The sequence below is a fragment of the Modestobacter italicus genome (assembly GCF_000306785.1).
In the GTDB taxonomy this organism is placed as follows: domain Bacteria; phylum Actinomycetota; class Actinomycetes; order Mycobacteriales; family Geodermatophilaceae; genus Modestobacter; species Modestobacter italicus.
Map to the genome: position 1 here is coordinate 3,975,482 of NC_017955.1, position 23,095 is coordinate 3,998,576.

Consider the following 23,095-nt stretch of genomic DNA (forward strand, 5'->3'; position numbering starts at 1 on the left):
CCCTCGTGGTCCGGTCCGCCGACCGTACGACCCGGCTCCGACAGTTCCCGCGGCCCGCCGTCAGCTGAGGAAGCGGTCGACCACCGGGGCCAGCTCGTCGGCCTCGGTCACCAGGGCGAGGTGCCCGCCGCGGTACAGGTGCAGCTCCGCGCCGGGGATCATCCGGGCCATCATCCGCGGGTTCACCGCGGGGATGATCGGGTCGTCGTCGCCGGCCAGGACCAGCGTCGGCTGCCGGATCATCCGCAGCAACGGCAGGCTGGACCAGCCGGTGCCGGCCGCCAGCTGGTAGTAGTAGCCGCGCCGCGGGCCGAGCCGGGTGTGGGCGTGCAGCACCTGCGCGGCGCGCTCGGGGTGCTGGCGCATCGTCCCGCCGTAGATCTCCCCGGCGATCGCGCGGGCGTACCCGGGGTCGCGGTGCCGCCGCGGGGTCATCATCCTCGACAGCACCCGGGGGTGCGCCGGCACCATCAGCGAGCCCGTCCCGGTCGCGGCCAGCACCAGCCGCCGGCAGCGCCGCCGATGCTGCACCGCGAACTGCTGGGCCAGGCCCCCGCCCCAGGAGAAACCGAGCACGTCCACCGCCTCCCGGTGGCCCAGCTGGTTGAGCAGGCCGGCGACCACCGGCGCGAAGGTCACCATCGTGTACGGCAGCACCGGCCGCGGCGAGCCGCCCACCCCGGGGACGTCGAAGCGGATGACCTCGCGGCGCGGGTCCAGCGCGTCGACGAAGGGCTGCAGCACCTCCAGGCTCGCGCCGATGCCGTTCATCAGCAGCAGCGGCGTGAGCGTGCCGTCACCGGGGCGGACCGAGACCCGCAGCGTCCTGCCGCCGACGGTGACCGTCCGCAGCTGCGGGTCGCGGGCCGGACGCGACCTACGTTGCGGCCTCACTTGTCGAACACGTACGTGCCGGGGGCCGGACCCAGGGTCGGCTCACCGCCACCGAGCTCGGTCGGGGCGTCGACCTCGTCGCCGGAGCGCTCGCCCACCCAGCGGGCGTAGTCGGTCCACCACGACCCCTTCTCGGTGTGCGCGGAGGCGAGCCACTCGTCGGCGTCGGCGATGTCGGTCGGCGCCGTCCGCCACGTCGACTTCGGATTGGTCGGCGGGTTCACCAGCGAGGCGATGTGCCCGCTGGTGGACAGGACGAACCGGGTGTCCCCGCCGAGCAGCTGGGTGGTCGCGTAGCAGGACTGCCACGGGCAGATGTGGTCGGCGATCCCGGCGACGACGTAGGAGTCGAGGGTGACCGCGGACAGGTCCACCGGCGTCCCGAGCATCGTGGCCGTGCCCGGCTTGGTGAGGGAGTTGTTCACCGACATGTCCAGGAACCCGCGGTGCAGCGCGGCGGTCATCCGGGTGGTGTCGGCGTTCCAGTAGAGGATGTCGAACGCAGGCGGCGGCTTCCCCTGCAGGTAGTTGTTGACCCAGTAGTTCCAGATCAGGTCGTTCGGGCGCAACCAGGCGAAGACCTCCGCCAGCGTCGCGCCGTCGAGGTAGCCCTTCTTCGCCGACGCCCGGGTGGCGGCCTGGGCGCTCTTCTCGTCCAGGAAGGCCCCGGCTGTCCCGCCGCGGGCCTGGTCGAGCACGGTCACGGCGTAGCAGACGGAGGAGACCCGGTTCGCCTCGCCGATCGCGGCGAGGTGGCCCAGCACCATCGCCGTGATGATCCCGCCGGAGCAGAAGGACATCAGATTGATCTGCTCCGCGCCGGTGATCCGCTCGGCGGCGGCCATCGCGTCCAGGACGGCCTGGCCGTAGGTGTCCAGACCCCAGTCGGCGTGCCGGGCGTCGGGGTTGCGCCAGGACATCATGAAGACCTGCTGACCGCCGGCGACCACGTGCTCGACGATGCTGCGCCCCTCGGCGAGGTCGGCGATGTAGAACTTGTTGATCGTCGGCGGCACCATCACCAGCGGGACGGCGTGCACCGTCGGGGTGGTCGGCTGGTACTGGATCAGCTCGAACACCGGGGTGCGCAGCACGACCACGCCCGGGGTGCGGGCGAGGTCCTTGCCCACCTCGAACGCGTCCGGCTCGACCATCGAGGGGATCCGGGGCGCCGAGGAGAGGTCACGCACCAGCCGGCGGGTGCCGGAGACCGCGCTCTTCCCGCCGGTGTCGATGACCGCCTTCAGCGCCGAGGGGTTGAGCACCGGGTTGTTGCTCGGGGCCAGCGCCTCGACGATGTTGGTCACCGAGAAGCGGACCCGCTCGTCGTGGGCCCACGGCAGCTGCGCGTCGTCCACCAGCTTCGTCGCCGTCTCGGCCGCCACGAGGTGCGCCTGCATCGCCCGCTTCAGCAGTCCGTTGCCCGACCACGCGGGGTCGGCGTAGCGCTTGTCCTTGGGTCCGGGCGCCACCTCGGAGCGACCGAGCCCGATGCGGCCCCACTCCCCGACCAGGTGACCGGTGTGGCCCGCCACCGTGCGGGGATGCCGCGCCAGGGCGGCGGTGAACCGCAGGCTGGTCGACAGCGGCGGCAGCAGCCGGCGCAGCGGCCCGAGGGCGGCGTCGGTGAGGATCATGTCCAGCCCGGTGGCCGCCTCGGCGACCCGCTCCGGCTCGCTGTCCGGGTTGCCGCCGGTGGCCGACGACGGCGCGGGGACGGCCTTCGCGGCGGGCTCGCGCGACTGCGGAGCGGCGCTCATGCCCGGGCCTCAGGAACGGGCCGGGCCGGACGGCGATCGGGGTCTGTCTCGCACATGAGTGCCTCCTCGTGTCGACACAGTGGGCGTCGCGTCCCCACAGCCGGGCGACGGCGTGTGAACGCCATCACACAACCACAGCGGGGGCGGCGGCAACCGGACGGGGTGCGTCGTCAGCAGGCCCGGCACCGCACGCACCGGGCCGAGCCGGAAGGCACATCGGCCACTACACCGAAAGACACATCGCAGCGTGCGCCGTGTCCGGCAGCACACCTACGACCCCGGCGGCACGACGGGGGCGTGCTCAGCGGCGGCTGTGCACCCCGGTAGACATCAGGCTGTGACCGCGACGCTCAACTCGGTTGCGGCGGCCGCCGGGGTCAGCACCAGCACCGCCAGCCGCGCCCTCTCCGGCCATCCCAGCGTGCTCCCCTCCACCCGGGCCCGGGTGGAGGCCGCGGCGAGCGCGCTCAGCTACCAGCCCAACCGGATGGCCAGCGCGCTGCGCACCCGCCGCACCGGTCTGGTCGGCCTGGTCGTCACCAACCTGCGGACGGCGACGTTCCACACCATCGCCGAGACGCTGCAGGACTGGGCCGCCCGGCACCGCTACCAGGTGCTGGTGTCCACCACGAACGGCTGCCCCGAGCGGGAGGCCGCGTTCCTGGAGACCGCCCGGGCCCACCACTTCGACGGCGTGGTCGTCGCCGGGTCGGGCGCGAACGGCGAGCTGGTGAACGCCCTGGTCCGGGACGGCCGGGCCGTGGTCACCATGAACCGCGAGGTGCCCGGCTCGCTGGCCCCCTCGGTGCGGGCGGACTACGAGCAGGCGGCCCGGCTGGCCACCGAGCACCTGGTCGGGCTGGGGCACACCTGCATCGCGACGATCGGCGGCCCGCCGGACGTCACCTCCGGCCGGCTGCACCACGCCGGTTTCCGGGCGGCGATGGCCGACGCCGGCCTGCCGGTCGTCGACCACCTGGTGCACCGCGGTCCGTTCACCCCCGAGTTCGGCCGCGCCGCCGCGAGGAGCCTGCTCGACCTCCCCCAGCCGCCGACCGCGCTGCTGCTCAGCAACCACGAGGCAGCCTTCGGGGCGCTGCCCGTGCTGGGCACCGGCAGCCGGCACGTGCCCGACCAGCTCTCGGTCGTCTGCACCGAGGACGAGCCCTTCTACAGCTGGTGGAACCCGCCGCTGACCGCGGTGGACAACCGCGCCGAGCTCCAGGCCCAGCGCGCGGCGGCGATGCTGCTGGCCCAGCTCACCGGCGAGGGCGGCGACCACCCCGGGCGCCGGTCCGAGCTGGTTCAGCCGGTGCTGCGAGAGCGCGGCACCACCGCACCCCCGCGCTGACCGGACCGCCGGGAGGTCAGCCGGACGGCGACCAGCAGGGCGACGCCCCAGACCAGGAACCAGGCGTCCCAGCACAGCACGTGCCAGCGCAACGCCCGCTCGTCGGCGACCGGCCGCCGCCAGCTTGGCCGCGACGACCGCGACGCCGAGCAGCACGGCCGGCGCCGAGCGGTCCTCGGCCAGCGTCTGGAAGGCGCCGCCGACGGTGGCCAGCAGCGCCGTGCCGCCCGCCGTCCAGTAGGCGGTGACCGCGGCCGAGGCGAGCGCGAGCCCGGCCGCCCTCCCGGCGGCGGCGCGGGCGGCGGCGCTCACCCCGGGCTCAGACGACGCGCTCGAACACCGCGGCCAGCCCCTGGCCGCCGCCGATGCACATCGTCTCCAGCCCGTAGCGGGACTCGCGGCGGCGCATCTCGTGCGCCAGCGTGGCCAGGATGCGGGCACCGGTCGCGCCGACGGGGTGGCCGAGGGAGATGCCGGACCCGTTGACGTTGACCCGCTCGCGGTCGTCGGCGCCCAGCCCCCACTCGCCCAGACAGGCCAGCACCTGGCTGGCGAAGGCCTCGTTGAGCTCGATGAGGTCCATGTCGGACAGCTTCAGGCCGGTCCGCTCCAGGACGGCGGCGGTGGCCGGCACCGGCCCGATGCCCATCGTCTCCGGCGGCACGCCGGCGACCGACCAGCCGACCAGCCGCACCATCGGCTCCCAGCCGCGCCGCTCGGCCTCGGCGCGGGTGGTCACCAGGCAGACGGCGGCACCGTCGTTCTGCCCGGAGGCGTTGCCGGCGGTCACCGTGGCCTCGGGGTCGACCCGGCCCATCACCGGGCGGAGCTTCGCGAGGTCCTCCATCGTGGTCTCCGGGCGGGGGTGCTCGTCCTCGGTGACCACCCGGGCCGGCGTCTTCCGGGTGGCCGGCACCTCGACGCCGATGATCTCCTCGGCGAACCGGCCCTCGCGGATCGCGGCGCCGGCGGCCTGCTGCGAGCGGAGCGCCCAGGCGTCCTGCTCCAGCCGGTCGATGCCGTACTCGCGGCGGACGTTCTCCGCCGTCTCCAGCATCCCGCCGGGGACGGGGTGGTGCAGCCCCCCGGCGGTCTCCCGGGCGCGGGCCAGCCGGTCGTGCAGCATGACGCCGTCGCCCTTCGCGCCGGTGCGCAGGCCGAGCGCGTAGTGCTCGACGTTGCTCATCGACTCCACGCCCCCGGCGACGACGACCTTGCCGGCGCCCGCGGCGACCTGCATCGCGGCGTAGACGACGGCCTGCAGCCCCGACCCGCAGCGCCGGTCGATCTGCAGCCCGGGCACCTGCACGCCCAGCCCGGCGTCGAGCGCGGCGATCCGGCCGATCGCCGGGTTCTCCCCGCTCGGGCTGCAGTTGCCGAGGATGACGTCGTCGACCTCCCCCTCACCCAGGCCGGTGCGCTCGGCCAGCCCGCGCAGCGCGGTGGCGGCGAGCTCGTTGGCCGACAGGCCGGCGAACACCCCGCCGAAGCGGCCGACGGGGGTGCGGAGCGGTGAGCAGATGACGACGTCGTCCATGGCCCAACTCTGCCACCGCTCCCGGTCGGCGGCGCAGCCCGCCCACCGCTGGGCGGGAGGACCGGCCGGACGGACGACGACGCCCCTCCCGGTCGACCGGGAGGGGCGTCTTCAGCGGTGCTGCAGCGTGGTCAGAGCGGCTCGGCGCAGTAGACCGTGCCGTCCTCGTCGTTCGAGGTCCCCCACCAGAGCACGGCCGTGGCGCTGGGCACCTCGGTGCACAGGTCGTTGACGTCGGCGGCGTCGAAGGCGTCGCCGGTCATGTCGTCGTCGGTGCCGACGATCTTCGCCTGCGCCTCGTCGTCGTCGCAGCCGACCGTCTCGAAGCTGGTGCCGTCCGGCTTGACGCAGTCGCCGATCTCCGGGTCGCCGGCGCCCAGGAAGCTGAACAGCAGGCCGAGGGCGACGACCAGCGCGGCGGCGCCGCCGAGGATCGGCAGCAGCCGGGACTTCTTCGGCGGCTGGCCGTACGCCTGGGCGCCGCCGGGCCCGCCGAACTGCTGCGGCTGACCGAACTGCTGCGGCTGACCGGGCGGAGGGCCCCACGGCTGCTGCGGCTCACCGAACTGCTGGCCGGGCTGCTGGCCGGGCTGCGGTGGCGGGCCCCACGGCTGCTGGCCGGGCACGGGCGGGGCGGCCGGCGGCTGCTGGCCCCAGCCGGCCGGGACCTCCGCGGGCGGCTGCTGCCCCCAGCCCGCGGACCGACCCGCCTGGTTGGGGTCCTGCTCCGGCGGCTGCGGGCCACCGGCACCGGGGGTGCTCACATCGATCTCCTGGTCTCGGGCGGTCTGACCAGCAGATCCTCACCCATCCCCGCCCAGCGGCCGCACCGCCGGCGCACGGTCGGCGCGTCACGTCCCCCCGTCGGGGGACGGACGCTCACCGGCCGTGGTCAGTCCTGCGGCTTGGCCATCACCTTGTGCGCGGCCGCCTTCACCGCGTCGGGGAGCACCTTGTTCGCCGCCGCCTGGGCCTTGGTCGCCAGCGACGCCGCGACGACCTTCCGCTCGCCGGCCATCATCGCCTCGAAGCCCTGCGCGGCGACCTCGTCGGGCTGGTCCTTGGGGCCCTGGCCCATCGCGGTGTCCTCCAGCCCCGCCCGGTCGAAGAAGTTCGTGTCGACGGGGCCGGGCATCAGCGAGGTGACGGTGACCGCGGAGTCCTTGTCCTTCAGCTCGGCCTGCACCGCCTCGGTCAGCGACTGCACGAAGGACTTCGACGCGTTGTACACCGGCTGGTAGGCGCCGGGCATCGTGGAGGCGATCGAGGAGGTCACCAGCACCCGGCCCGAGTTGCGGGCGGTCATCTCGACGAGGGCGAGCTTGAGCAGCGCGGCGGTGGAGACCACGTTGAGCTGCATGATGGCCAGGTCGTCGGCCCAGTCGGTGTCGACGAAGGCGCCGCTCTCGCCGACCCCGGCGTTGAGCGCCGCGGCCTCCAGCGGCCGACCGAGCTCCTGCACGCGGGACCACAGCTGGGCCACGCCCTGCTCGGTGCGGAGGTCGGCCTGCACCGGCACGACGTGCGCGCCGGCGGCCTGCAGGAGCATCGCGGCCTTATCGATGCCGGCGTCCTCGGCGGTGACCACCAGGTCGTAGCCGTGCTGGGCGAACTGCTTGGCCAGCTCGAGGCCGATGCCGCTGGAAGCACCGGTGACGAGTGCGAGGGGCCTGGTCTGGGGCTCGGTGACGTTCTGGGTCATGGCCGGCCGGATACCCGCTGGTGGGCCGGCCGAACACCCTCAGACCCAGATCGCCCGCAGCGCCCGCAGCACGTTCCCGCCCAGCACCTTGCCGATCTCGGCGTCGGTGAAGCCGTCGCGCACCAGCCAGGCGGCGATGTTGGCGAAGTTCTCCGTCGGGTTCTCCAGGCCGTCGACGTAGGGCACCCGGTCGGGCACCGGGGCACCGGGGCGCGGCTCGGTGCCCAGCAGCCCGGCGAACGTGGTGTGCAGCCCGACGTGGTCGCCGTAGAGGGTGTCCGGGCCGAAGCCGACGGCGTCGATGCCGACCAGGTCCAGGCAGTACCGGAAGTGGTCCATCACCGAGGCGATGCTGTGCCGGGGGTGGGCGTGCGAGACCGTGGTGTGCGGCGCGGCCGACATGCCGATCACCCCGCCGGTGTCGGCGACGGCCCGCAGCACGTCGTCGCCCTTGAGCCGCGGGATGTCCCAGACGGCGCGGGCGCCGGCGTGGGTGATGAACACCGGCCGGTCCGACGCGGCGCAGGTGTCGATGCCGGTCCGGTCGGAGGAGTGCGAGACGTCGACGGCCAGCCCGAGCTGGTTCATCCGCCGCACCGCCCGCCGGCCCAGCGCGGTGAGACCGCCGTCCACCACCTCGTTCAGGCCCGACCCGAGGGCGTTGGAGTCGGAGTAGGCGATGCCGATCTGCCGGATGCCGAGGCCGAAGAGGACGTCGAGCTTGTCCAGGTCGTTGCCGATCGGGGTGGCCGCCTCCAGGCCGAACACCAGCCCGACGCCGCCGGCCGCGTGGGTGGCCTCGATGTCGGCGACGGTGCGGATGACCCCCACGCCGTCCTGGTGGGCCAGGTCGGCCAGCCGCATGCCGAGGTCGAGGACGACGTCGTCCCACTGCCACGGGGCGTTGCCGGTGACGCAGGCCGTGCCGTCCATCATGTTGTCGAAGACCACGGTGAGCCCGGAGTCCCGCAGCCCGGCGAAGGCGGTGTGCTGCCGGCCGGTGCGGTTGTACCGCGGGGTGTCGGCCATGTCGGCCGGGAAGAGCACCGGGTGGTCGTGCAGGCTGATCGTCACGTTCTCGTGGAGCAGCCGCTGCGCCCGGGCCCGCTCCTCGGGGGTGAACCCGCCGTCGTAGGGCGCGACGCGGCCGGACTCGGGCGCGAGCGGGACCACCGGCAGGGCCAGGTCGCCCTGCAGGTAGTCGTAGGACTGGTAGGTCATCGGGTGCCTCCTGTGGCGAGCCGGTCCCAGAGGGCGGCCCAGGCGCGCATGCCCTCGCCGATCCGGGCGATGCGCAAGAACTCGTTGGGTGCGTGGTGCTTCTCGTCGGCGGTAGCGAAGGAGAAGAACAGCGTCTTGGCGCCCAGCGCCGACTCGAACAGGGTGGTCGCCGGCAGCGTCCCGGCGATCACCGCCAGCAGCACCTCCTGGCCCGGGTAGACCTCCGCCAGCGCCTCCCGGGCGGCCCGCACCGCCGGGTGGTCGGGCTCGATCCGGTAGGCCGGCACCCGGCCGGGGTCAGCGCGCACCTCGACCCGCACCCCGGGGAGGTCCAGCGCGGCGACGTGCGCGCTGATCGCCTCGACCACCCGGTCGGGGTCCTGCCGGCCGACCAGCCGGCAGGACACGTGCCCGACGGCGCGGTGCGGGATGACGGTGTACTTCCCGCCGGCGGTGATGCCGTTGACCTCCAGCGTCGGCCGCTCCCACAGCCGCGCCAGGGTGGAGTAGCCGGCCTCGCCGAACAGCTCCGGTGCGCCGACGGCGGCCCGGTACTCCTCGTCGTCGAAGTCGACCGCGTCGATCTCGGCCCGGCGCTGCGGGGGCAGCTTGTCGACCCCGTCGGTGAAACCGGCCACCGCCACGGCGCCGTCGGCGGTGTGCAGCGAGGCCAGGACGGTGGCCAGGGCGTGCACCGGGTTGGCGACGGTGCCGCCGTACCGGCCCGAGTGCAGGTCCTCGGCGGCGCCGGTGACCACGACGTCGAGGGCGACCAGCCCCTTGGACGCGATGGAGATCGACGGCTCGGTGGGCCGCCACATCGCGCCGTCGGCGGAGATGACCAGGTCGGCGGCGAGCTCGGCGGCGTGCGCGCGCACGTAGGCCGGCAGGTGCGGGCTGCCGATCTCCTCCTCCCCCTCCAGCAGGAACCGGACGTTGAGCGGCAGCGCGCCGCGCTCGGCCAGCATCGTGCGGGCCATCTCCAGCACCAGCAGGACCGGGCCCTTGTCGTCGGTCACCCCGCGGCCGCGCAGCACGTCCCCGTCGACGACCAGCTCGAACGGCGCGGTGTGCCACTCGGTGAGGTCGCCGGTGGGCTGCACGTCGTAGTGGCCGTAGACCAGGACCGTCGGGGCGCCGGGGGCACCGAGCCAGTCGGCGCGCACCACCGGGAAGCCGTCGGTCTCCTCGACCCGGCCGCCGGCCCAGTCGAGCCGGGCGGCCAGCCACTCCGCGGCCGCCCGCATCGTCGCCATCGGCGCGCTGCGGCTGTCGCTGGGGATCGCCACGTACTCGGCGAGGTCGGCCAGGAAGCCCGGTGGCAGGGAGTCGGTCGCAGCGGTCATCAGGTGTCCTCCCGGGTGCGGCGGGCCGCGGCGAGCGCCGCGGTCCGGGCCATCTCGTTGCCGACGACCATGAGGCCCTCGTCCACGCCCATGCCGGGCTTGGCCAACACCTGGCCGGCCTCGCACGCCATGGCCACGTGCGCGGTCACCTGCGCCGACCGGTCGGTCTCGGTGCAGGTGCCGCCGCAGAAGGCCTCCAGCCCGGCGTCGCGGACCAGCAGCAGCGCCTCGATGCTGTCGGTGAGCGAGCCGAGGTCCGGGGTCTTCACGTGCACCACGTCGGCGGCCCCGGCGGCGACGAAGGCCCGGACGTCGTCCAGGGTGTTGCACCACTCGTCGACGACGACCCGCACCCCGCTGCCCAGCGCGGCGAGCTCGGCGCGCAGCTGCGCGCAGGCCTCGAGCTGGCCCTCCCGGCTGCCGGCGTCGACCGGGTGCTCGACGGCCAGGTCGTAGGGGGCGCACAGCTCGCCGAGCCAGGCCAGGTAGCCGGCCACGGCGCGGACGTCGCCGCCGAACGCCAGCCCCGGCGTGCCGTAGGTGTCCACGTGCAGCCGCGGGTGGTACCCGCCGTCCGGGCGCAGCTGGCCGATCCGGGCGACCAGCCAGCGCAGGTAGTCCGCCAGCCCCTCCCCCGCCGGGCCGAGGTCCGCCGGGGAGGCGAACAGCCCGTGCGGCAGGACGTCGACGCCGCGCAGCACCATCTTCTCGGCGTTGCCGTACCGGTCGTCGCCGGACTGGGCGTACAGCGGCACCGGTCGCAGCGGGGCGCCGGTGCGGTACTCGTCGCGGACGACCTCGGCCATCGTCACCCGGGCCGCGCGGGCGGCGGCGGCCAGCACGGCCTGGCTGACGCCGTAGCGGACGGCGGTGTGCAGCCGGCCGCCGTCGGTCTCCACCCGGTCCAGCTCCTCGGCCAGCGCCCGGAAGCCAGTGACCTCCCGGCCGACCAGCCGGGGGGCGACGTGGTCGAGCACGGCCTCCCGGGCGCGCGAGGCGGAGAACACCGGGTCGCGCCCGCCGGCACCGGCGTACTGCACGGCGGCGCAGTCGCCGAACTCGACCGAGCCGTCGTCGAGCACCAGCAGCACCGACAGCGCCTCGGCCGGCTGCCGGACCGCGGTGAACCCGGGGGTCACCGGCGGGCCGGCGTAGCCGAAGCCGTCGCGCACCGCCCCGGCCCGGATCGCCGCCTGGTCGTCGGTGAAGAAGCCGCCGCGGACGCCGACGGCGAGCACCTCGGCGATCCGCGGCGGGGCCACCTCAGCCGGCCAGCATCGTCTTGATCGAGCGCCGCTCGTCCATCGCGGCGTAGCCGTCGGCGACCTGCGCCAGCGGCAGGGTGAGGTCGAACACCGCACCCGGGTCCAGCCGGCCGTCCATGACCCGCTCGATGAGGTCGGGCAGGTACTTGCGCACCGGGGCGATCCCGGCGCTGACCGTCAGGTGGTTGCGCACGATCGGGAACAGCGGGATCTCCGGCGAGGTGTGCGGCACCCCGACCGCGCCGACCCGGCCGCCCACGCGGGCCATGCCCAGCGCCATCTCCCACGACTGCGGGGTGCCCACCGCCTCGACCACGTGCCGGACACCGCGGCCACCGGTCAGCTCGCGGACGGCGGCGATCCCCTCCTCGCCGCGCTCGGCGACGACGTCGGTGGCGCCGAAGGTCCGGCCCAGCGCCGCCCTGTCCTCGTGCCGGCTCATCAGCACGACCCGCTCGGCGCCCAGCACCGCGCGGGCGCCGAGCACCGCGCACAGCCCGACCGCGCCGTCGCCGATCACCGCGACGGTCGACCCCTCCTCGACCCCGGCGAGCACCGCGCCGTGCAGCCCGGTGGCCATCACGTCCGACAGCGTCAGCAGCGCCGGCAGCAGTGCGTCGTCGACGCCGTCCGGGCCGCCCGGGACGGCGACCAGCGTGCCGTCGGCCTGCGGCACCCGGACCGCCTCGCCCTGCCCGCCGTCGGACCCGGGGGCGCCGAAGCCGCCGCCGTTGTCGCAGCGGGTGTGCACGCCGTCCTGGCAGGCCGGGCAGGTGTTGTCCGACCAGGCGAACGGGGCGACGACGAGGTCGCCGGGGCGCACCGTGCCGACCGCGGCGCCGACGTCGGTGACCACGCCGATGAACTCGTGGCCGGTCCGCGAGCCGGCGGCCCGGTCGATGATCCCGCGGTAGGACCACAGGTCCGACCCGCAGATGCAGGAGCGCAGGACCCGGACGACGGCGTCGGTGGGCTCGACGAGGGCGGCGTCGGGCACGTCCTCGACGGTGATGGTGCCGGCGGCCTGGTGGACGGCAGCGCGCATGGGTGTTCCTCTCAGCGGTGGGGGGTCACAGGGAAGCGGCGTAGGCGGCCAGCTCGTCGAGGTTGGCCACCTCGTTGACGCGGCGGCCCTGCTCGATGTCGTGGACGAGCTCGCCGATCTTGGCGAAGATCGGTCCGTCCAGGTCGCGCAGCATGCTGTCGATCTCGGTCTTCCGCTTCCGGACGACGAGGTCGCGGTAGATGCCGCTGTACTGCTTGGCGCTGCGCCGGTTGAAGGCCGCCAGCCGGTCCAGCGAGCCCTCGAGGTCGGCGGGGTCGAAGCCGTCGAAGCCCTCCACCGGCACCGGGGCCTGGGCCAGCACCTCGCGGGCCAGGGCGACCATCAGCGGCCGGTACTCCGGGCGCTCCAGGCTCTCGGCGATGGTCAGGTCGGAGACCGCGCCGGCCCAGAGCATCGCGCCGTAGGCCTCCTTGCCCCACAGGTAGCCCAGCACGTTGCCGGTGGGCTGGGCGTAGGGCAGCAGCTCGGCGAGCTCGCGCACCCGCGGGGTGATCTCGCCGCCGGCCAGCTCGCCGACGTGGAAGGCGGCGACGTTGCCCTGGATGATCCGGCCGGGCCCCAGGTAGTCGGCGCCGACGTTGATGAAGCTGGAGACCACCCGGTCGGCGCCCAGGGCCTCGACCAGCACGTCGGCGGTGAGCCCGTTCTGCACGGTGAGCACGAAGCCGTCAGGGGCGAGCCGGTCGCGCAGCAGCTCGGCGGCGGCCGGGGTGTGGTGGCTCTTCACCGCCACGATCGCCCGCTCGATCCGGTCGGGCAGCCCGTCGGGGGTGACCGCCGGGACGCCGACGGTGAACTCCTCCACCGGGCCCTCGATGGACAGCCCGCGGGCGTTGATCGCCGCCACGTGCTCGGCGTCGACGTCGCACAGCAGCACGTCGTGCCCGGCGCGGGCCACGTGCGCGCCCAGCGTGCCGCCGATCGCGCCGGCGCCGACGACGACCAGGGGTGCGCTCACGCGGTCACCGGCGCGGGCACGACCCGGTCGAGGAAGCCGCGCATCGTGGCCTGGAAGAGCTCGCGCTCCTCGTTCTGCGGCGAGTGCCCGGACTCCTCGAACACCACCAGCTCGGCGTTCGGCAGCAGCGAGGCGATGGTCTCCGAGGAGCTGACCGGGGTGACCCAGTCGTAGCGGCCGACGGTGACCAGCGTCGGGGCGGTCACCGCGGGCAGGTCGGCCGTGAGGTCGTAGCTGCCCCAGTTGTGCTGGAAGCACCAGTTGTGCGCCTCGTGCCGGTAGTACCCGGCCTCCACCGCGGCGGCGGACCGCTCGGCGTCGTAGTGCTTGTCGTAGAGCGGGATGAGCTCGCTCCACAGCTGCTTGAGGTCGGCGTCGTCGCGGGTCTCGCCGTGCCAGTAGCGGTTGAACCGCTCCCAGTCGATCTCCACCCGGTCCTGGTTGCGGGCGTTCTCGAACGCCAGCTCCAGGTTGCTGCCGTCGGCGGAGGTGTCCCGCAGCACCATGGCCTGCACCCGGCCGGGGTACCGGACGGCGTACTCCAGGGCGATGAAGCCGCCGTAGGAGCCGCCGGCCACCACGATCTGCTCCGCGCCCGTCCACTCGCGCAGGCCCTCGACGTCGGCGGCCCACTGCTCGTGGGAGTAGGGCGGGACGCCCTCGCTCGTGCCGCAGCCGCGCGCGTCGAACACGACCACGCGGAACCGGTCGGCCAGCGGGCCGAAGGTCGCCTTCGGCTCGGCGAGCGAGCCGATGCCGCCGCCGCCGTGGTGGGCGATGAGCACCGGCCCGTCCTCGGGGCCGAGCACCTCGACGGTGAGCCGGCAGCCGTTGATGGTCAGGTCCATGAGCGCTCCTCTGCGGTGGCCAGACCGGCGGTCCAGCGGGCGATGTTCTGGTCCAGCACCGGCAGCGGCAGCGCACCGCTGCCCAGCACGGCGCCGTGGAAGCCGACGAGGTCGAACCGGTCGCCCAGGGCGGCGGTGGCCCGCTCGCGGAGCCGGACGATCTCGCGCTTGCCGATCTGGTAGGCCAGCGCCTGGCCGGGCCAGCAGATGTAGCGGTCGACCTCGCTGGCGGCGTTCTCGCGGGTGGTGGCGGTGTTGTCCCACATGAACTCCACCGCCTGCTGGCGGGACCAGCCCAGCGCGTGCACGCCGGTGTCGATGACCAGCCGGCAGGCGCGCAGCGAGGCGAAGGACAGCATGCCCAGCAGCGCGACGTCGTCGCTGTAGAGCCCCATCTCCTCGGCCAGGGACTCGGCGTACAGCCCCCAGCCCTCGTTGAAGCTGCACGCCTCGACGTCCAGGTGCTGGCGGTAGCGGGGCAGGTCCAGGACCTGGGCGGTGGCCAGCTGCAGGTGGTGGCCGGGCACCGACTCGTGGAAGGCCAGCGCCTCGTACTCGAACCGGAAGCGCTCGGTGGGGTGCGTGGTCTGCAGCACGTGCGCGCCGGGCCGGCTGCCGTCGACGGCGGGCGGCCGGTAGTAGGCCATCGCCGCGCCCGCGGCGTCGACCGGGTCGATCTGCTCGATCACGCACGCCGGGATGTCGACGTGCGGGAACCAGTCGTCCTGCGCGGCCTGGGCGCGCTGCAGCGCCTGCTCGGCGACCTCGACGATCTGCCCGCTGGTCTCGAACCGGAGCGCGGGGTCGGTGCGCAGCCGCTCGGCGATCTCGGGGAAGGTGTGCACGCCCAGCGCCCGGGCGCCGATCTCGAGCCAGCGCGGGCGCAGCTCTGCCAGGGTGTCCAGGCCGATCTGGTGCACCTGCGCCGGGGTCAGGTCGGTGGTGGTGTGCCGGGCGACCGCGTCGACGTAGGCCTCCGCACCGCCGGGGACGTTGCTGATGCCCACCCGGTCGTCGGGGCGGGCACCGGGCAGCAGCGCGCGCAGCTGGTCGGCCAGCGCCGCCATCGCCGGCCGCACCTCGGCACGGACGGTCTCCCGGGCGCGCTCGCGCAGCGCCGGGTCGGCACCGGCCGTCGGGGCGAGCAGCGCGTCGTCGTCCAGGTCGCGCTCGAGGTGGCCGGTGAGCTGGCCGATCGCGTGCTGGATGCCCAGCTGGGTGGAGACCCGGCCGGCCGCGGCCTCCTCGGCGTACCGCTGCGCGAGTGCGGTGAAGAAGGCCCCCAGCCCGGCCAGCCGCGACTCGTAGCGGGCGGCGGAGCCGGCGTCGGTGATCGTCATGGCCGGCACCGCCTGGAAGACCAGGCCCTGCCGGCTGACGTAGCCCTTGGCCGAGGCGTTGGCCGCCCACAGCGCGTGGTGCGCGTCCCGGCCGGCGCCCCGGGAGAGCACGGTCAGCACACCGAGGTCGACGCGGCCGGCGTCGTCGAGCGCGTCGGGGTCGATCGCCGCGATCTCCGCGTCGAGGGCGGCGAACGCCGCTGCCGCGGCCTCGCTGGCCGCCCGGCTGGGGTCGCCGGCCAGGCCGTCGAAGTCGGTGATGCCGAGCAGCGTGGCGTTGTAGGGGTCGTAGGTGTGCTGGGTGCGGAAGTACCGCTCGCCGAGCTCGGCGAGCGTCGTTGCGGGGTCGGTCATCGGTACCTGTCTCAGGAGAGGTCAGAAGAGGGAGTGGCCGCCGTCGATGGACAGCGTCTGGCCGCTGACCCAGCCGGCCGCCGGGACGGCGAAGAACAGCACCCCGCGGGCGATGTCGGCCGGCGTGCCGGTGGCCCGGACCGGGATCCGCTCGAGCAGCGCCCGCTGCCCGTCGGGGCCGTAGCCGTCCCACTGCGCCTGGGTCGTCGGGTTGGACAGCACGAAGCCCGGCGCGATGCAGTTGACGGTGATGCCGAACGGACCCAGCTCGTGCGCCAGCTGCCGGGTGAACCCGATCTGCGCCGCCTTCGCCGAGGCGTAGGCCTGGATGCCGGTGAGGCTCACGCTGCGGCCGGCGCCCGAGGAGATGGTGACGACCCGCCCGTACCGGCGGCGCTTCATGCCGCGGGCCGCCGCGCGGGTGCAGTTCAGCGTCGTCCGCAGGTTGGCGTCCACGACGGCGTCCCAGGCGGCGTCGGTGAGCTCGTCGATCGGCACGTGCGTCTGCCCGGTCACCCCGCCGGCGTTGTTGACCAGCACGTCGACGTCCCCGACCGAGGCGAAGAACTCCTCGACCGCGGCCGACACCGACAGGTCGACGGTGTCCTTGTCGACCTCGTGCACGGTGGCCCCGGCGTCGTGCAGGGTGCGGGCGATCTCCTGCCCGATGCCCTGCGCCGTCCCGGTGACGACGGCGGTCATCCCGTCCAGCTGTCCCACGTCTCAGTCCTCGGTCTCGGTGTCGTCGGGTTCGTCGCTCTCGTCGTCCGGCGGGACCGGCCCGGCGCGGAAGGCGCGGTGGATGAGCACCGACTCCTCCCACTGCCGCATCCGGTCCAGCCCGGCGGTGCCGACCCGCTGGAAGACGCCCTCGACCAGCGCCTCGACCAGCACCACCAGGCCGGCGAAGGAGTCGAACGGCACCCCGTCGACGGCGATCGGCAGCACCACGTCGGCGTCGTCGGCGGCCGGGGAGAGCTCCTCGTCGGTGATGACCAGGACCGCGGCGCCCTGCCGCTTGGCCAGCGCCGCCAGCCGCTTGGCCGGCAGCTCGTGCCGGCGCAGGTCGAAGATCACCGCGACCGAGTCCCGGCCCATCGACAGGTAGCTGCCGATGTCCCGGCCCAGCGGCTCGGTGGCCAGCACCACGCCGGGCACGAGCTGGTCCAGCTGCAGCACCAGGATCTGGCCGAGGTAGCGGGAGAAGTAGCCGCCGCTGACCACGATGCTGCGGGCCCCGCCGGCCAGCAGCGCCACCGCGGCGTCGAACTCGCTGGGCGGCACGGTGGCGGTCAGCCGTTCCACCAGGCCCAGCCGCTGGGCGATCGACCGCTGGAACAGCGTCCCGTCGCCCTCGCCGGTGAGCCGGTCCGCGGCCCGGCGGACCGGCGCGTTCAGCTGCTGGGAGATCTCCTCGTGCAGCAGCTGCTGGAACTCCGGGTAGCTGCCGATGCCCAGCCGGGCGACCAGCCGCAGCACCGTCGGCGTGCTCGTCCCGGCAGCCCGGGCGAGGGTGGCCGCGCTGGCCAGCCCCGCGCTCGGGTAGTTGGCCAGCAGCGAGCGGGCCACCTTCTTCTCCGCCGGTGAGAGCTCGTCCATCCGGGCGAACACGTCGTCCCTGATCAGCGTCATCCCTGCCCTCCCCCTGTCGTCGGTCCGGCTCAGGTGTGGGTGACCAGGCGGTCGCCGTCGTGGTAGGCCGCGAACATCGCCGGGGAGTTGTGGCCCACCACGATCGAGGAGTCCGCACCGACCGCGATCAGCCCGCCCATGGCCGACCGGGGCTCGAGCTCGGCGGCGACGGTCGCCTCGATGGCGGCGTCCATCGGCACGCCCAGGTAGCGCACCCGGGCGGCGACGTCGGCGGCGACCACGCCCTGCAGGAACGCCTCGCCCTCGCCGGTGCAGGAGATGGCGCCCACGCCGTCCCGGGCGTAGGTGCCGGCCCCGACGATCGGGGTGTCGCCGACCCGGCCCTCGCTCTGGTTGACCATCCCGCCGGTGGAGGTGGCCGCCGCGAGCCGGCCCTGCACGTCGATCGCGACCGCGCCGACGGTGCCGTGCCGGGAGCCCTCGAGCACCCGGTCCTGCACGTTGCGCAGCTGCTGCTGGCGGGCCGGGGTGAGGAAGTAGGCGGGCTTCACGGTGGCGAGGTCCCAGCCGGTGAGCCGCTCCTCGGACGGGGCGATCAGCAGCACCGCCGGGGTCTCCTCCATGACCTTGCGGGCGGCGTGCACCGGGTTGCGGGCGTGCCGGCAGGCCGCGATCGCCCCGGCCCGGCCGTCACCGGTCATCACGCAGGCGTCCAGCTCCGCGGTGCCCTCGGCGGTGAGCGCGGCACCGCGGCCGGCGTTGAACAGCGGGTCGTCCTCCAGCCGCTCCACGGTCGCGCAGACCGCGTCCAGCGCCGACCCGCCGGCGGCGAGCACCGCGGCGCCGGCCAGGTAGGCCGCGGTCAGGCCCTCGGCGTAGCTGCCGGACTCCTCCAAGGAGAGCTCCTCGACGCGGCCGCCGGCCCCGCCGTGCAGGACCAGGGCCCAGCCGCTGGCCGACGGGGGGACGTGGAACAGGTGCATCGGGCGCGGTTCTCCTGGCTCGTGGCGGCGGGTGGGGAGGTCGGCCGGCCGGGTCACCGGCCGCCGGCCTGACGGGTGATGTAGGTGACCGCGACGAAGGACCGGAAGACGGCCAGCAGGTCGTCCCCGGTGATCGCCAGGGTGCGCTCGCCGGTGCGCTCGACCCCGCGGGCCCAGGTGGCCACCTCGGCCATGTCGCCGGTCTGCACGTCCAGCTCCAGCGTCGCCGGGCGGCTGATGCCCGGCGTCCCGACGCTCCCCGCCGCCACCGCGCGGGCCGCCCGCTCGGCGCCCTCGCGGATCAGCCGGCAGGACTCGGTGGGGTGCAGGTTGTCCGCGCTGAACCGGGTGATCGACTCCTTGGTGACCACGTGCTCGGCGCCCGGCGCGAACGGCTCGGTCTCGGCCCAGGTCACCGCGTCGCCGGAGACGAAGGCGATCGGGACGCCGAAGTGCTCGGCGACGAGGGCGTTGATGCCGCTCTCCCCCACCTCGGTGCCGTTGACCCGCGCCCCGGCGAAGACCTCCGGGTTGTAGGTGTGCGACAGCGTGGAGGGCCGGCCGGAGATCGAACCGTGGTAGCCGACGAGGTAGACGGCGTCGAAGGACTCGTCGAGGCCCTGCATCATGTACAGCGGCTTGTGCCGGCCGGTGATGGAGCGGGCGCCGCCGGCCACCGCGCGCGGGTCGAGGTTGGCCATGGTGCCGTGCGAGTCGTTGAGCACGACCTCGGTCGCACCGCCGGCGATCGCGCCCTCGATGGCCGCGTTGACCTCGGCGAGCATCAGCTGGCAGCCGACGTCGTACCGGGCGCCGCCGCTGGGCCGGCACTGGTCCCAGTCGACGATGCCGGCGACGCCCTCCATGTCGAACGAGATCCAGATCTTCATCGCTGCTCCAGCGGGACGTTGGGGACGGGGATCAGCGCCAGCTCGTCGGCCTTGAGGCACGCGCTCTCGTGCGCGGGGCCGACGGCGAGCAGCGGGGGGTCGTTCTCACGGCAGACCTCGCTGGCCAGCGGGCAGCGCGGGTGGAACCGGCAACCGGCCGGGACGTCGTAGGGGCTCGGCGGCTCGCCGTCGACCTCGAACCCGTCGTTGACGCTGGTCTCGGTCATCCGCGGGATGGAGTCGATCAGCGCCCGGGTGTAGGGGTGCCGGGGCTCGGTGAACAGCTGCGCGGTCGGTGCCACCTCGACGATCCGGCCCAGGTACATCACCGCGACCCGGTCGGCCAGGTGCTGCACGACCGCCAGGTTGTGCGCGATGAACAGGATCGACAGCCCGAGCTCGGTGCGCAGCGTGGCGAACAGCTCGAGGATGGTCGCCTGCACCGAGACGTCCAGGGCGGACACCGGCTCGTCGGCGATGAGCACCTCGGGCCGGACGGCCAGCGCCCGGGCGATCGCCAGCCGCTGCCGCTGCCCGCCCGAGAACTGGCTGGGGTAGGCGGTGAGGACGTCCTCCTCCAGGCCCACCAGGTTCAGCAGCCGCACGCTCTCGGCCCGCACCTCCGCGCGGGGCACGATCCGGTGCAGCAGCAGCAGCTCGGACAGCATCCGGCCGACCGGGATCCGCGGGTTGAGCGAGGAGTACGGGTCCTGGAACACCATCTGCACCCGGCGCGAGGACTCCTTGGTCCGGGAGGCCGGCGCCGGCTCCCCGGCGATGGAGACGTCGCCGCTGGTGGGGCTGGTGCTGCCGACCAGGATCTTGGCCAGCGTCGACTTGCCCGAGCCGGACTCGCCGACCAGGGCCAGGATCTCGCCGGGCCGGACGTGCAGGTCGACGCCGTCCAGGGCCTTGAGGGTGCCGGCCCGGCCGGTGGCGAACCGGGAGAGCAACGACGTCCCGGGCCCGTACGCCTTGGTCAGCGCGCTGACCCGGAGCACCGACGCTTCCACGTTGCCGGTCGTCGTCCCGGTCATGCCAGCACCTCGTCGTCCAGCCGGTCGCTCTCGAAGCAGGCGGCCATCCGGCCGGGGACCACCTCGGCCAGCGGGGGCATCGCCTCGGTGCAGTGCGGGCGCACGTAGCCGCAGCGCGGCGCGAAGGGGCAGCCCTCGGGCCGGTCGGAGACGTTGGGCGGGAAGCCCGGGATCGGGATCAGCAGCCGGTCGGGCCGGTCGAAGTCCGGCGCGGACTCCAGCAGCCCCCGGGTGTACGGGTGCCGCGGCTGGCGGAAGGTGTCCTTCACCCGGCCGGACTCCACGATGTGCCCGGCGTACATGACCGCCAGCTCCGAGCAGGTCTGGTTCACCACGGCCAGGTCGTGGGTGACGAAGACCAGCGACGTGCCGGTGTCGTCGCACAACTTCTCCAGCAGCCGGAGCACCTGCAGCTGGACGGTGACGTCCAGGGCGGTGGTCGGCTCGTCGCACAGCAGCAGCCGCGGACCGCACGAGACGGCCATCGCGATCATGATCCGCTGGCGCAGCCCACCGGAGAGCTCGTGCGGGTAGGCCCGGGCCCGGCGGACCGGGTCGGGGATGCCGGTGCGGGCCATCATCTGCACGGCGAGCTCGCCGGCCTCCTTGGCCGACAGCCCGAGGTGCCGGCGCGGGCCCTCGGCGATCTGGTCACCGACCCGCACCACCGGGTTCAGCGCCGTCATCGGCTCCTGGAAGATCATCGCGATCTCCGGGCCCATCAGCATCCGGCGCTTCTTGGCCGGCATGGCCAGCAGGTCGACGCCGTTGTACTCGACCCGTCCGCTGAGCACCTCGACCGGCTTCGGCAGCAGCCCGGCGATCGCCCGCAGGGTCAGCGACTTGCCCGACCCGGACTCGCCGACGATGCCCATCCGCTGGCCCGGGTCGACGTCGAAGGAGACGCCCTCGACGATCGACACGGTCCGGTCGCGGGAGGGCCGGACGCCGATGCTGAGGTCCTCCACGCGCAGCAGCGGGACGCCCGGCTGGATCGGCGCGTGCGCGCCCCGCCGGGCGACGGTCTGGGCGGTGGCACCTGACACGGTCACTTCCTCCGCTCCGGGGAGAGCTGGTCGGACAGGCCGTCCCCCAGCAGGGAGAGCCCGAGGCTGGTGACCACGACGGCCAGCCCGGGGATGGTGGCCTGCAGCCACTGGGTGGTGATGAACTCCTGGCCGTCGAGGATCATCGAGCCCCACTCGGCGGTCGGCGGCGCGATGCCCAGCCCGAGGTAGCCCAGGGTGACGATCGCCAGGATGTCCATGACGATGTCGCTCATCGCGTAGATCAGCGCCTGGGACATCACGTTCGGCGCGATGTGCCGGACCAGGATCCGGCTGTGCGACATGCCGCCGAGACGGGCGGCGACGACGTAGTCCTGCTTCTTCGCGACCAGCAGCTCGCCGCGCATGATCTTGGCGTAGGCGACCCAGGAGACCGCGGCGATCGCCAGGTAGATGCTCTTCTCGCCGCTGCCGAACACGAACACCAGCACGATGACCAGCACGTAGAACGGGAAGGCGAAGAAGACGTCGACGACGCGCATGACGATCGCGTCGAACCAGCCGCCGAAGTAGCCGGCCAGCGCGCCGAGCACCGAGCCGACCACGAACGGGATGAGCACGGCGAGGAAGCCGATCCGCAGGTCGACCCGGGCGCCGTAGAGCAGCCGGGTGAGCACGTCGCGGCCGTACTTGTCGGTGCCCAGCCAGTGGTCGGCGCTGGGTGAGAGCAGCGCGTTCTGCAGGTCCTGCTCGATCGGGTCGTAGGGGGTCAGCAGCGGTGCGAGCACCGCGGCCAGCACCAGCAGCCCGACGATGACCAGGCCGGCCACCAGGGTGCCGTTGCGGTACCAGGCCTTCAGCGAGCGCGACCGGGCCGGCCGGCGCATCGCGCGGGTGGCCGTCGCCACCGCCGCCGTGGTCATGCGCGCTCCTTGCTGGACAGGTCGACCCGCGGGTCGATGAGGGTGTAGACGACGTCGGTGAGGATCCCGACGACGATCACGAACAGCGCCACGAACAGCGCCACGGCCTGGATGGTCGGGAAGTCGCGGGAGAAGATCGCGTTGATCATCAGCGAGCCCAGGCCGGGGACGGCGAACACCTTCTCGATCACCAGCGAGCCACCGACCAGGTAGCCGAGGTTGACGCCGATGATCGAGACCGTCGGGATGGCGGCGTTGCGCAGCACGTGCCCGCGGAACAGCGAGACGCCGGCGGCGCCCTTGGACCGTGCCGTCCCGACGTAGTCGGCACCCAGCACGTTGATCGTCGAGGCCCGCAGGCTGCGGATCGTCGTCGGCGACATGGCGATGGCCAGGGTCAGCGCGGGCAGGAACAGGTAGTAGGGGTGCTCGGCGGGGGTCTGGCCGTAGCCGCCGACCGGGAAGGCGCCGGCCTTCACCGCGAGCAGCAGGATGAGCATGATGCCGACCCAGAACTGCGGCATGCCCTGGCCGATGAGGGTGAACACCCGCACCAGCACGTCGCGCACCCGGCCCGGCGCCGTCGCGGCGAGCGCGGCGAGCGGGATGCTGATCACGAGCGAGAGCACCAGCGCGAACGCCAGCAGCGACAGCGTGATCGGCACCGCCTGGGCGACCAGGTCGAACACCGGCCGCTGGTAGGTGAGGCTGTCCCCCAGGTCACCGTGCAGCAGGCGGCCCAGGAAGATGAAGTACTGGTCCCACAGGGGCTTGTCCAGCCCCAGCTGGGCGTTCAGCGCCGCCACCCGCTCGGGGGTCGCGGTCTGGCCCAGGATGGTCAGCGCCGGGTTGCCCGGCAGCAGGTGGACCATGAAGAACACCACGATCGTGACCCCGATGACCACCGGGATCGACTGCAGCAGCCGGATCGGGATGAACCGGAAACGGTCGAGCACGCGCCCATCTCCTCGTCGGTTGGAGCGTCGGGTGGACCCGGGTGGTGGGCGCCGCGGTCTGCGC

General features: G+C 73.9%; 22 protein-coding genes. 1 reads left to right on the forward strand and 21 read right to left on the reverse strand.

What is annotated here, in order from left to right:
* Window positions 1-60: 60 nt before the first annotated feature.
* Together phaZ and MODMU_RS18960 are read right to left on the reverse strand one after the other, a co-directional pair.
* Complete coding sequence (gene phaZ / locus MODMU_RS18955; RefSeq protein WP_014741984.1) at window positions 61-894, reverse strand: poly(3-hydroxyalkanoate) depolymerase; 834 nt, start codon at window positions 892-894, stop codon at window positions 61-63.
* Entirely contained in the window at window positions 891-2,654 is a 1,764-nt protein-coding gene (locus MODMU_RS18960; RefSeq protein WP_014741985.1) for a PHA/PHB synthase family protein, read from the reverse strand. Before MODMU_RS18960 ends, phaZ begins: the two co-directional genes overlap by 4 nt.
* Before the next feature lie 337 nt (window positions 2,655-2,991).
* Here MODMU_RS18960 and MODMU_RS18965 point away from each other — a divergent pair, with 337 nt between their 5' ends.
* Entirely contained in the window at window positions 2,992-4,005 is a 1,014-nt protein-coding gene (locus MODMU_RS18965) for a LacI family DNA-binding transcriptional regulator (RefSeq protein ID WP_014741986.1), read from the forward strand.
* On the opposite strand, the gene MODMU_RS28680 is transcribed toward MODMU_RS18965, so the two are convergent.
* From MODMU_RS28680 to MODMU_RS19055, 19 genes are all read right to left on the reverse strand, one after another.
* Window positions 3,960-4,097: a hypothetical protein gene (locus tag MODMU_RS28680; RefSeq protein ID WP_014741987.1), complete on the reverse strand. Its 138-nt coding sequence runs from the start codon at window positions 4,095-4,097 to the stop codon at window positions 3,960-3,962. The genes MODMU_RS18965 and MODMU_RS28680 overlap by 46 nt on opposite strands.
* Window positions 4,098-4,324: 227 nt before the next feature.
* Window positions 4,325-5,542, reverse strand: coding sequence for an acetyl-CoA C-acetyltransferase (locus MODMU_RS18970; RefSeq protein WP_014741988.1), 1,218 nt, complete (start codon window positions 5,540-5,542; stop codon window positions 4,325-4,327).
* 131 nt (window positions 5,543-5,673) lie between these two features.
* Window positions 5,674-6,306, reverse strand: coding sequence for a hypothetical protein (locus tag MODMU_RS27235; protein WP_014741989.1), 633 nt, complete (start codon window positions 6,304-6,306; stop codon window positions 5,674-5,676).
* A 128-nt stretch (window positions 6,307-6,434) separates the two neighbouring features.
* Entirely contained in the window at window positions 6,435-7,244 is an 810-nt protein-coding gene (locus MODMU_RS18980) for an SDR family NAD(P)-dependent oxidoreductase (RefSeq protein ID WP_014741990.1), read from the reverse strand.
* Window positions 7,245-7,283: 39 nt separating this feature from the next.
* Entirely contained in the window at window positions 7,284-8,465 is a 1,182-nt protein-coding gene (locus MODMU_RS18985) for a dipeptidase (RefSeq protein ID WP_014741991.1), read from the reverse strand.
* A complete protein-coding gene (locus MODMU_RS18990) occupies window positions 8,462-9,811 on the reverse strand; it encodes a M20/M25/M40 family metallo-hydrolase (RefSeq protein ID WP_014741992.1) in 1,350 nt (449 codons plus the stop codon). The genes MODMU_RS18985 and MODMU_RS18990 overlap by 4 nt, the downstream gene beginning before the upstream one ends.
* Window positions 9,811-11,073: a methylaspartate ammonia-lyase gene (locus MODMU_RS18995; protein WP_014741993.1), complete on the reverse strand. Its 1,263-nt coding sequence runs from the start codon at window positions 11,071-11,073 to the stop codon at window positions 9,811-9,813. Before MODMU_RS18995 ends, MODMU_RS18990 begins: the two co-directional genes overlap by 1 nt.
* A gap of 1 nt (window position 11,074) precedes the next feature.
* Window positions 11,075-12,121, reverse strand: coding sequence for a zinc-binding dehydrogenase (locus MODMU_RS19000; RefSeq protein ID WP_014741994.1), 1,047 nt, complete (start codon window positions 12,119-12,121; stop codon window positions 11,075-11,077).
* Window positions 12,122-12,146: 25 nt separating this feature from the next.
* Window positions 12,147-13,100: a ketopantoate reductase family protein gene (locus MODMU_RS19005; RefSeq protein ID WP_014741995.1), complete on the reverse strand. Its 954-nt coding sequence runs from the start codon at window positions 13,098-13,100 to the stop codon at window positions 12,147-12,149.
* On the reverse strand, window positions 13,097-13,948 hold the full coding sequence (locus MODMU_RS19010) for an alpha/beta fold hydrolase (protein WP_014741996.1): 852 nt from the start codon (window positions 13,946-13,948) through the stop codon (window positions 13,097-13,099). The genes MODMU_RS19005 and MODMU_RS19010 overlap by 4 nt, the downstream gene beginning before the upstream one ends.
* Entirely contained in the window at window positions 13,939-15,642 is a 1,704-nt protein-coding gene (locus tag MODMU_RS19015) for a DUF885 domain-containing protein (RefSeq protein WP_014741997.1), read from the reverse strand. The genes MODMU_RS19010 and MODMU_RS19015 overlap by 10 nt, the downstream gene beginning before the upstream one ends.
* Before the next feature lie 21 nt (window positions 15,643-15,663).
* The gene (locus MODMU_RS19020) at window positions 15,664-16,362 is read right to left on the reverse strand and encodes an SDR family NAD(P)-dependent oxidoreductase (protein WP_197537349.1); all 699 of its coding nucleotides are present in this window, start codon (window positions 16,360-16,362) and stop codon (window positions 15,664-15,666) included.
* A gap of 3 nt (window positions 16,363-16,365) precedes the next feature.
* On the reverse strand, window positions 16,366-17,274 hold the full coding sequence (locus MODMU_RS19025) for a MurR/RpiR family transcriptional regulator (RefSeq protein ID WP_014741999.1): 909 nt from the start codon (window positions 17,272-17,274) through the stop codon (window positions 16,366-16,368).
* Window positions 17,275-17,303: 29 nt separating this feature from the next.
* Entirely contained in the window at window positions 17,304-18,218 is a 915-nt protein-coding gene (locus tag MODMU_RS19030) for an isoaspartyl peptidase/L-asparaginase family protein (protein WP_014742000.1), read from the reverse strand.
* Window positions 18,219-18,271: 53 nt separating this feature from the next.
* On the reverse strand, window positions 18,272-19,108 hold the full coding sequence (locus MODMU_RS19035) for a M55 family metallopeptidase (RefSeq protein ID WP_014742001.1): 837 nt from the start codon (window positions 19,106-19,108) through the stop codon (window positions 18,272-18,274).
* On the reverse strand, window positions 19,105-20,145 hold the full coding sequence (locus MODMU_RS19040) for an ABC transporter ATP-binding protein (RefSeq protein WP_014742002.1): 1,041 nt from the start codon (window positions 20,143-20,145) through the stop codon (window positions 19,105-19,107). Before MODMU_RS19040 ends, MODMU_RS19035 begins: the two co-directional genes overlap by 4 nt.
* Window positions 20,142-21,191: an ABC transporter ATP-binding protein gene (locus tag MODMU_RS19045; RefSeq protein WP_197537350.1), complete on the reverse strand. Its 1,050-nt coding sequence runs from the start codon at window positions 21,189-21,191 to the stop codon at window positions 20,142-20,144. The genes MODMU_RS19040 and MODMU_RS19045 overlap by 4 nt, the downstream gene beginning before the upstream one ends.
* A gap of 2 nt (window positions 21,192-21,193) precedes the next feature.
* A complete protein-coding gene (locus MODMU_RS19050) occupies window positions 21,194-22,075 on the reverse strand; it encodes an ABC transporter permease (protein WP_014742004.1) in 882 nt (293 codons plus the stop codon).
* Entirely contained in the window at window positions 22,072-23,031 is a 960-nt protein-coding gene (locus MODMU_RS19055) for an ABC transporter permease (protein ID WP_014742005.1), read from the reverse strand. The genes MODMU_RS19050 and MODMU_RS19055 overlap by 4 nt, the downstream gene beginning before the upstream one ends.
* Window positions 23,032-23,095: the final 64 nt, after the last annotated feature.

Bases quoted from the DNA above. Each gene is read 5' to 3' on its own strand.
- MODMU_RS18960 (WP_014741985.1), bottom strand. From the start codon at position 2,654: ATGAGCGCCGCTCCGCAGTCGCGCGAGCCCGCCGCGAAGGCCGTCCCC.
- MODMU_RS18970 (WP_014741988.1), bottom strand. From the start codon at position 5,542: ATGGACGACGTCGTCATCTGCTCACCGCTCCGCACCCCCGTCGGCCGC.
- MODMU_RS18980 (WP_014741990.1), bottom strand. From the start codon at position 7,244: ATGACCCAGAACGTCACCGAGCCCCAGACCAGGCCCCTCGCACTCGTC.
- MODMU_RS18985 (WP_014741991.1), bottom strand. From the start codon at position 8,465: ATGACCTACCAGTCCTACGACTACCTGCAGGGCGACCTGGCCCTGCCG.
- MODMU_RS18990 (WP_014741992.1), bottom strand. From the start codon at position 9,811: ATGACCGCTGCGACCGACTCCCTGCCACCGGGCTTCCTGGCCGACCTC.
- MODMU_RS19000 (WP_014741994.1), bottom strand. From the start codon at position 12,121: ATGCGCGCTGCCGTCCACCAGGCCGCCGGCACCATCACCGTCGAGGAC.
- MODMU_RS19010 (WP_014741996.1), bottom strand. From the start codon at position 13,948: ATGGACCTGACCATCAACGGCTGCCGGCTCACCGTCGAGGTGCTCGGC.
- MODMU_RS19015 (WP_014741997.1), bottom strand. From the start codon at position 15,642: ATGACCGACCCCGCAACGACGCTCGCCGAGCTCGGCGAGCGGTACTTC.
- MODMU_RS19025 (WP_014741999.1), bottom strand. From the start codon at position 17,274: ATGACGCTGATCAGGGACGACGTGTTCGCCCGGATGGACGAGCTCTCA.
- MODMU_RS19030 (WP_014742000.1), bottom strand. From the start codon at position 18,218: ATGCACCTGTTCCACGTCCCCCCGTCGGCCAGCGGCTGGGCCCTGGTC.
- MODMU_RS19035 (WP_014742001.1), bottom strand. From the start codon at position 19,108: ATGAAGATCTGGATCTCGTTCGACATGGAGGGCGTCGCCGGCATCGTC.
- MODMU_RS19040 (WP_014742002.1), bottom strand. From the start codon at position 20,145: ATGACCGGGACGACGACCGGCAACGTGGAAGCGTCGGTGCTCCGGGTC.
- MODMU_RS19050 (WP_014742004.1), bottom strand. From the start codon at position 22,075: ATGACCACGGCGGCGGTGGCGACGGCCACCCGCGCGATGCGCCGGCCG.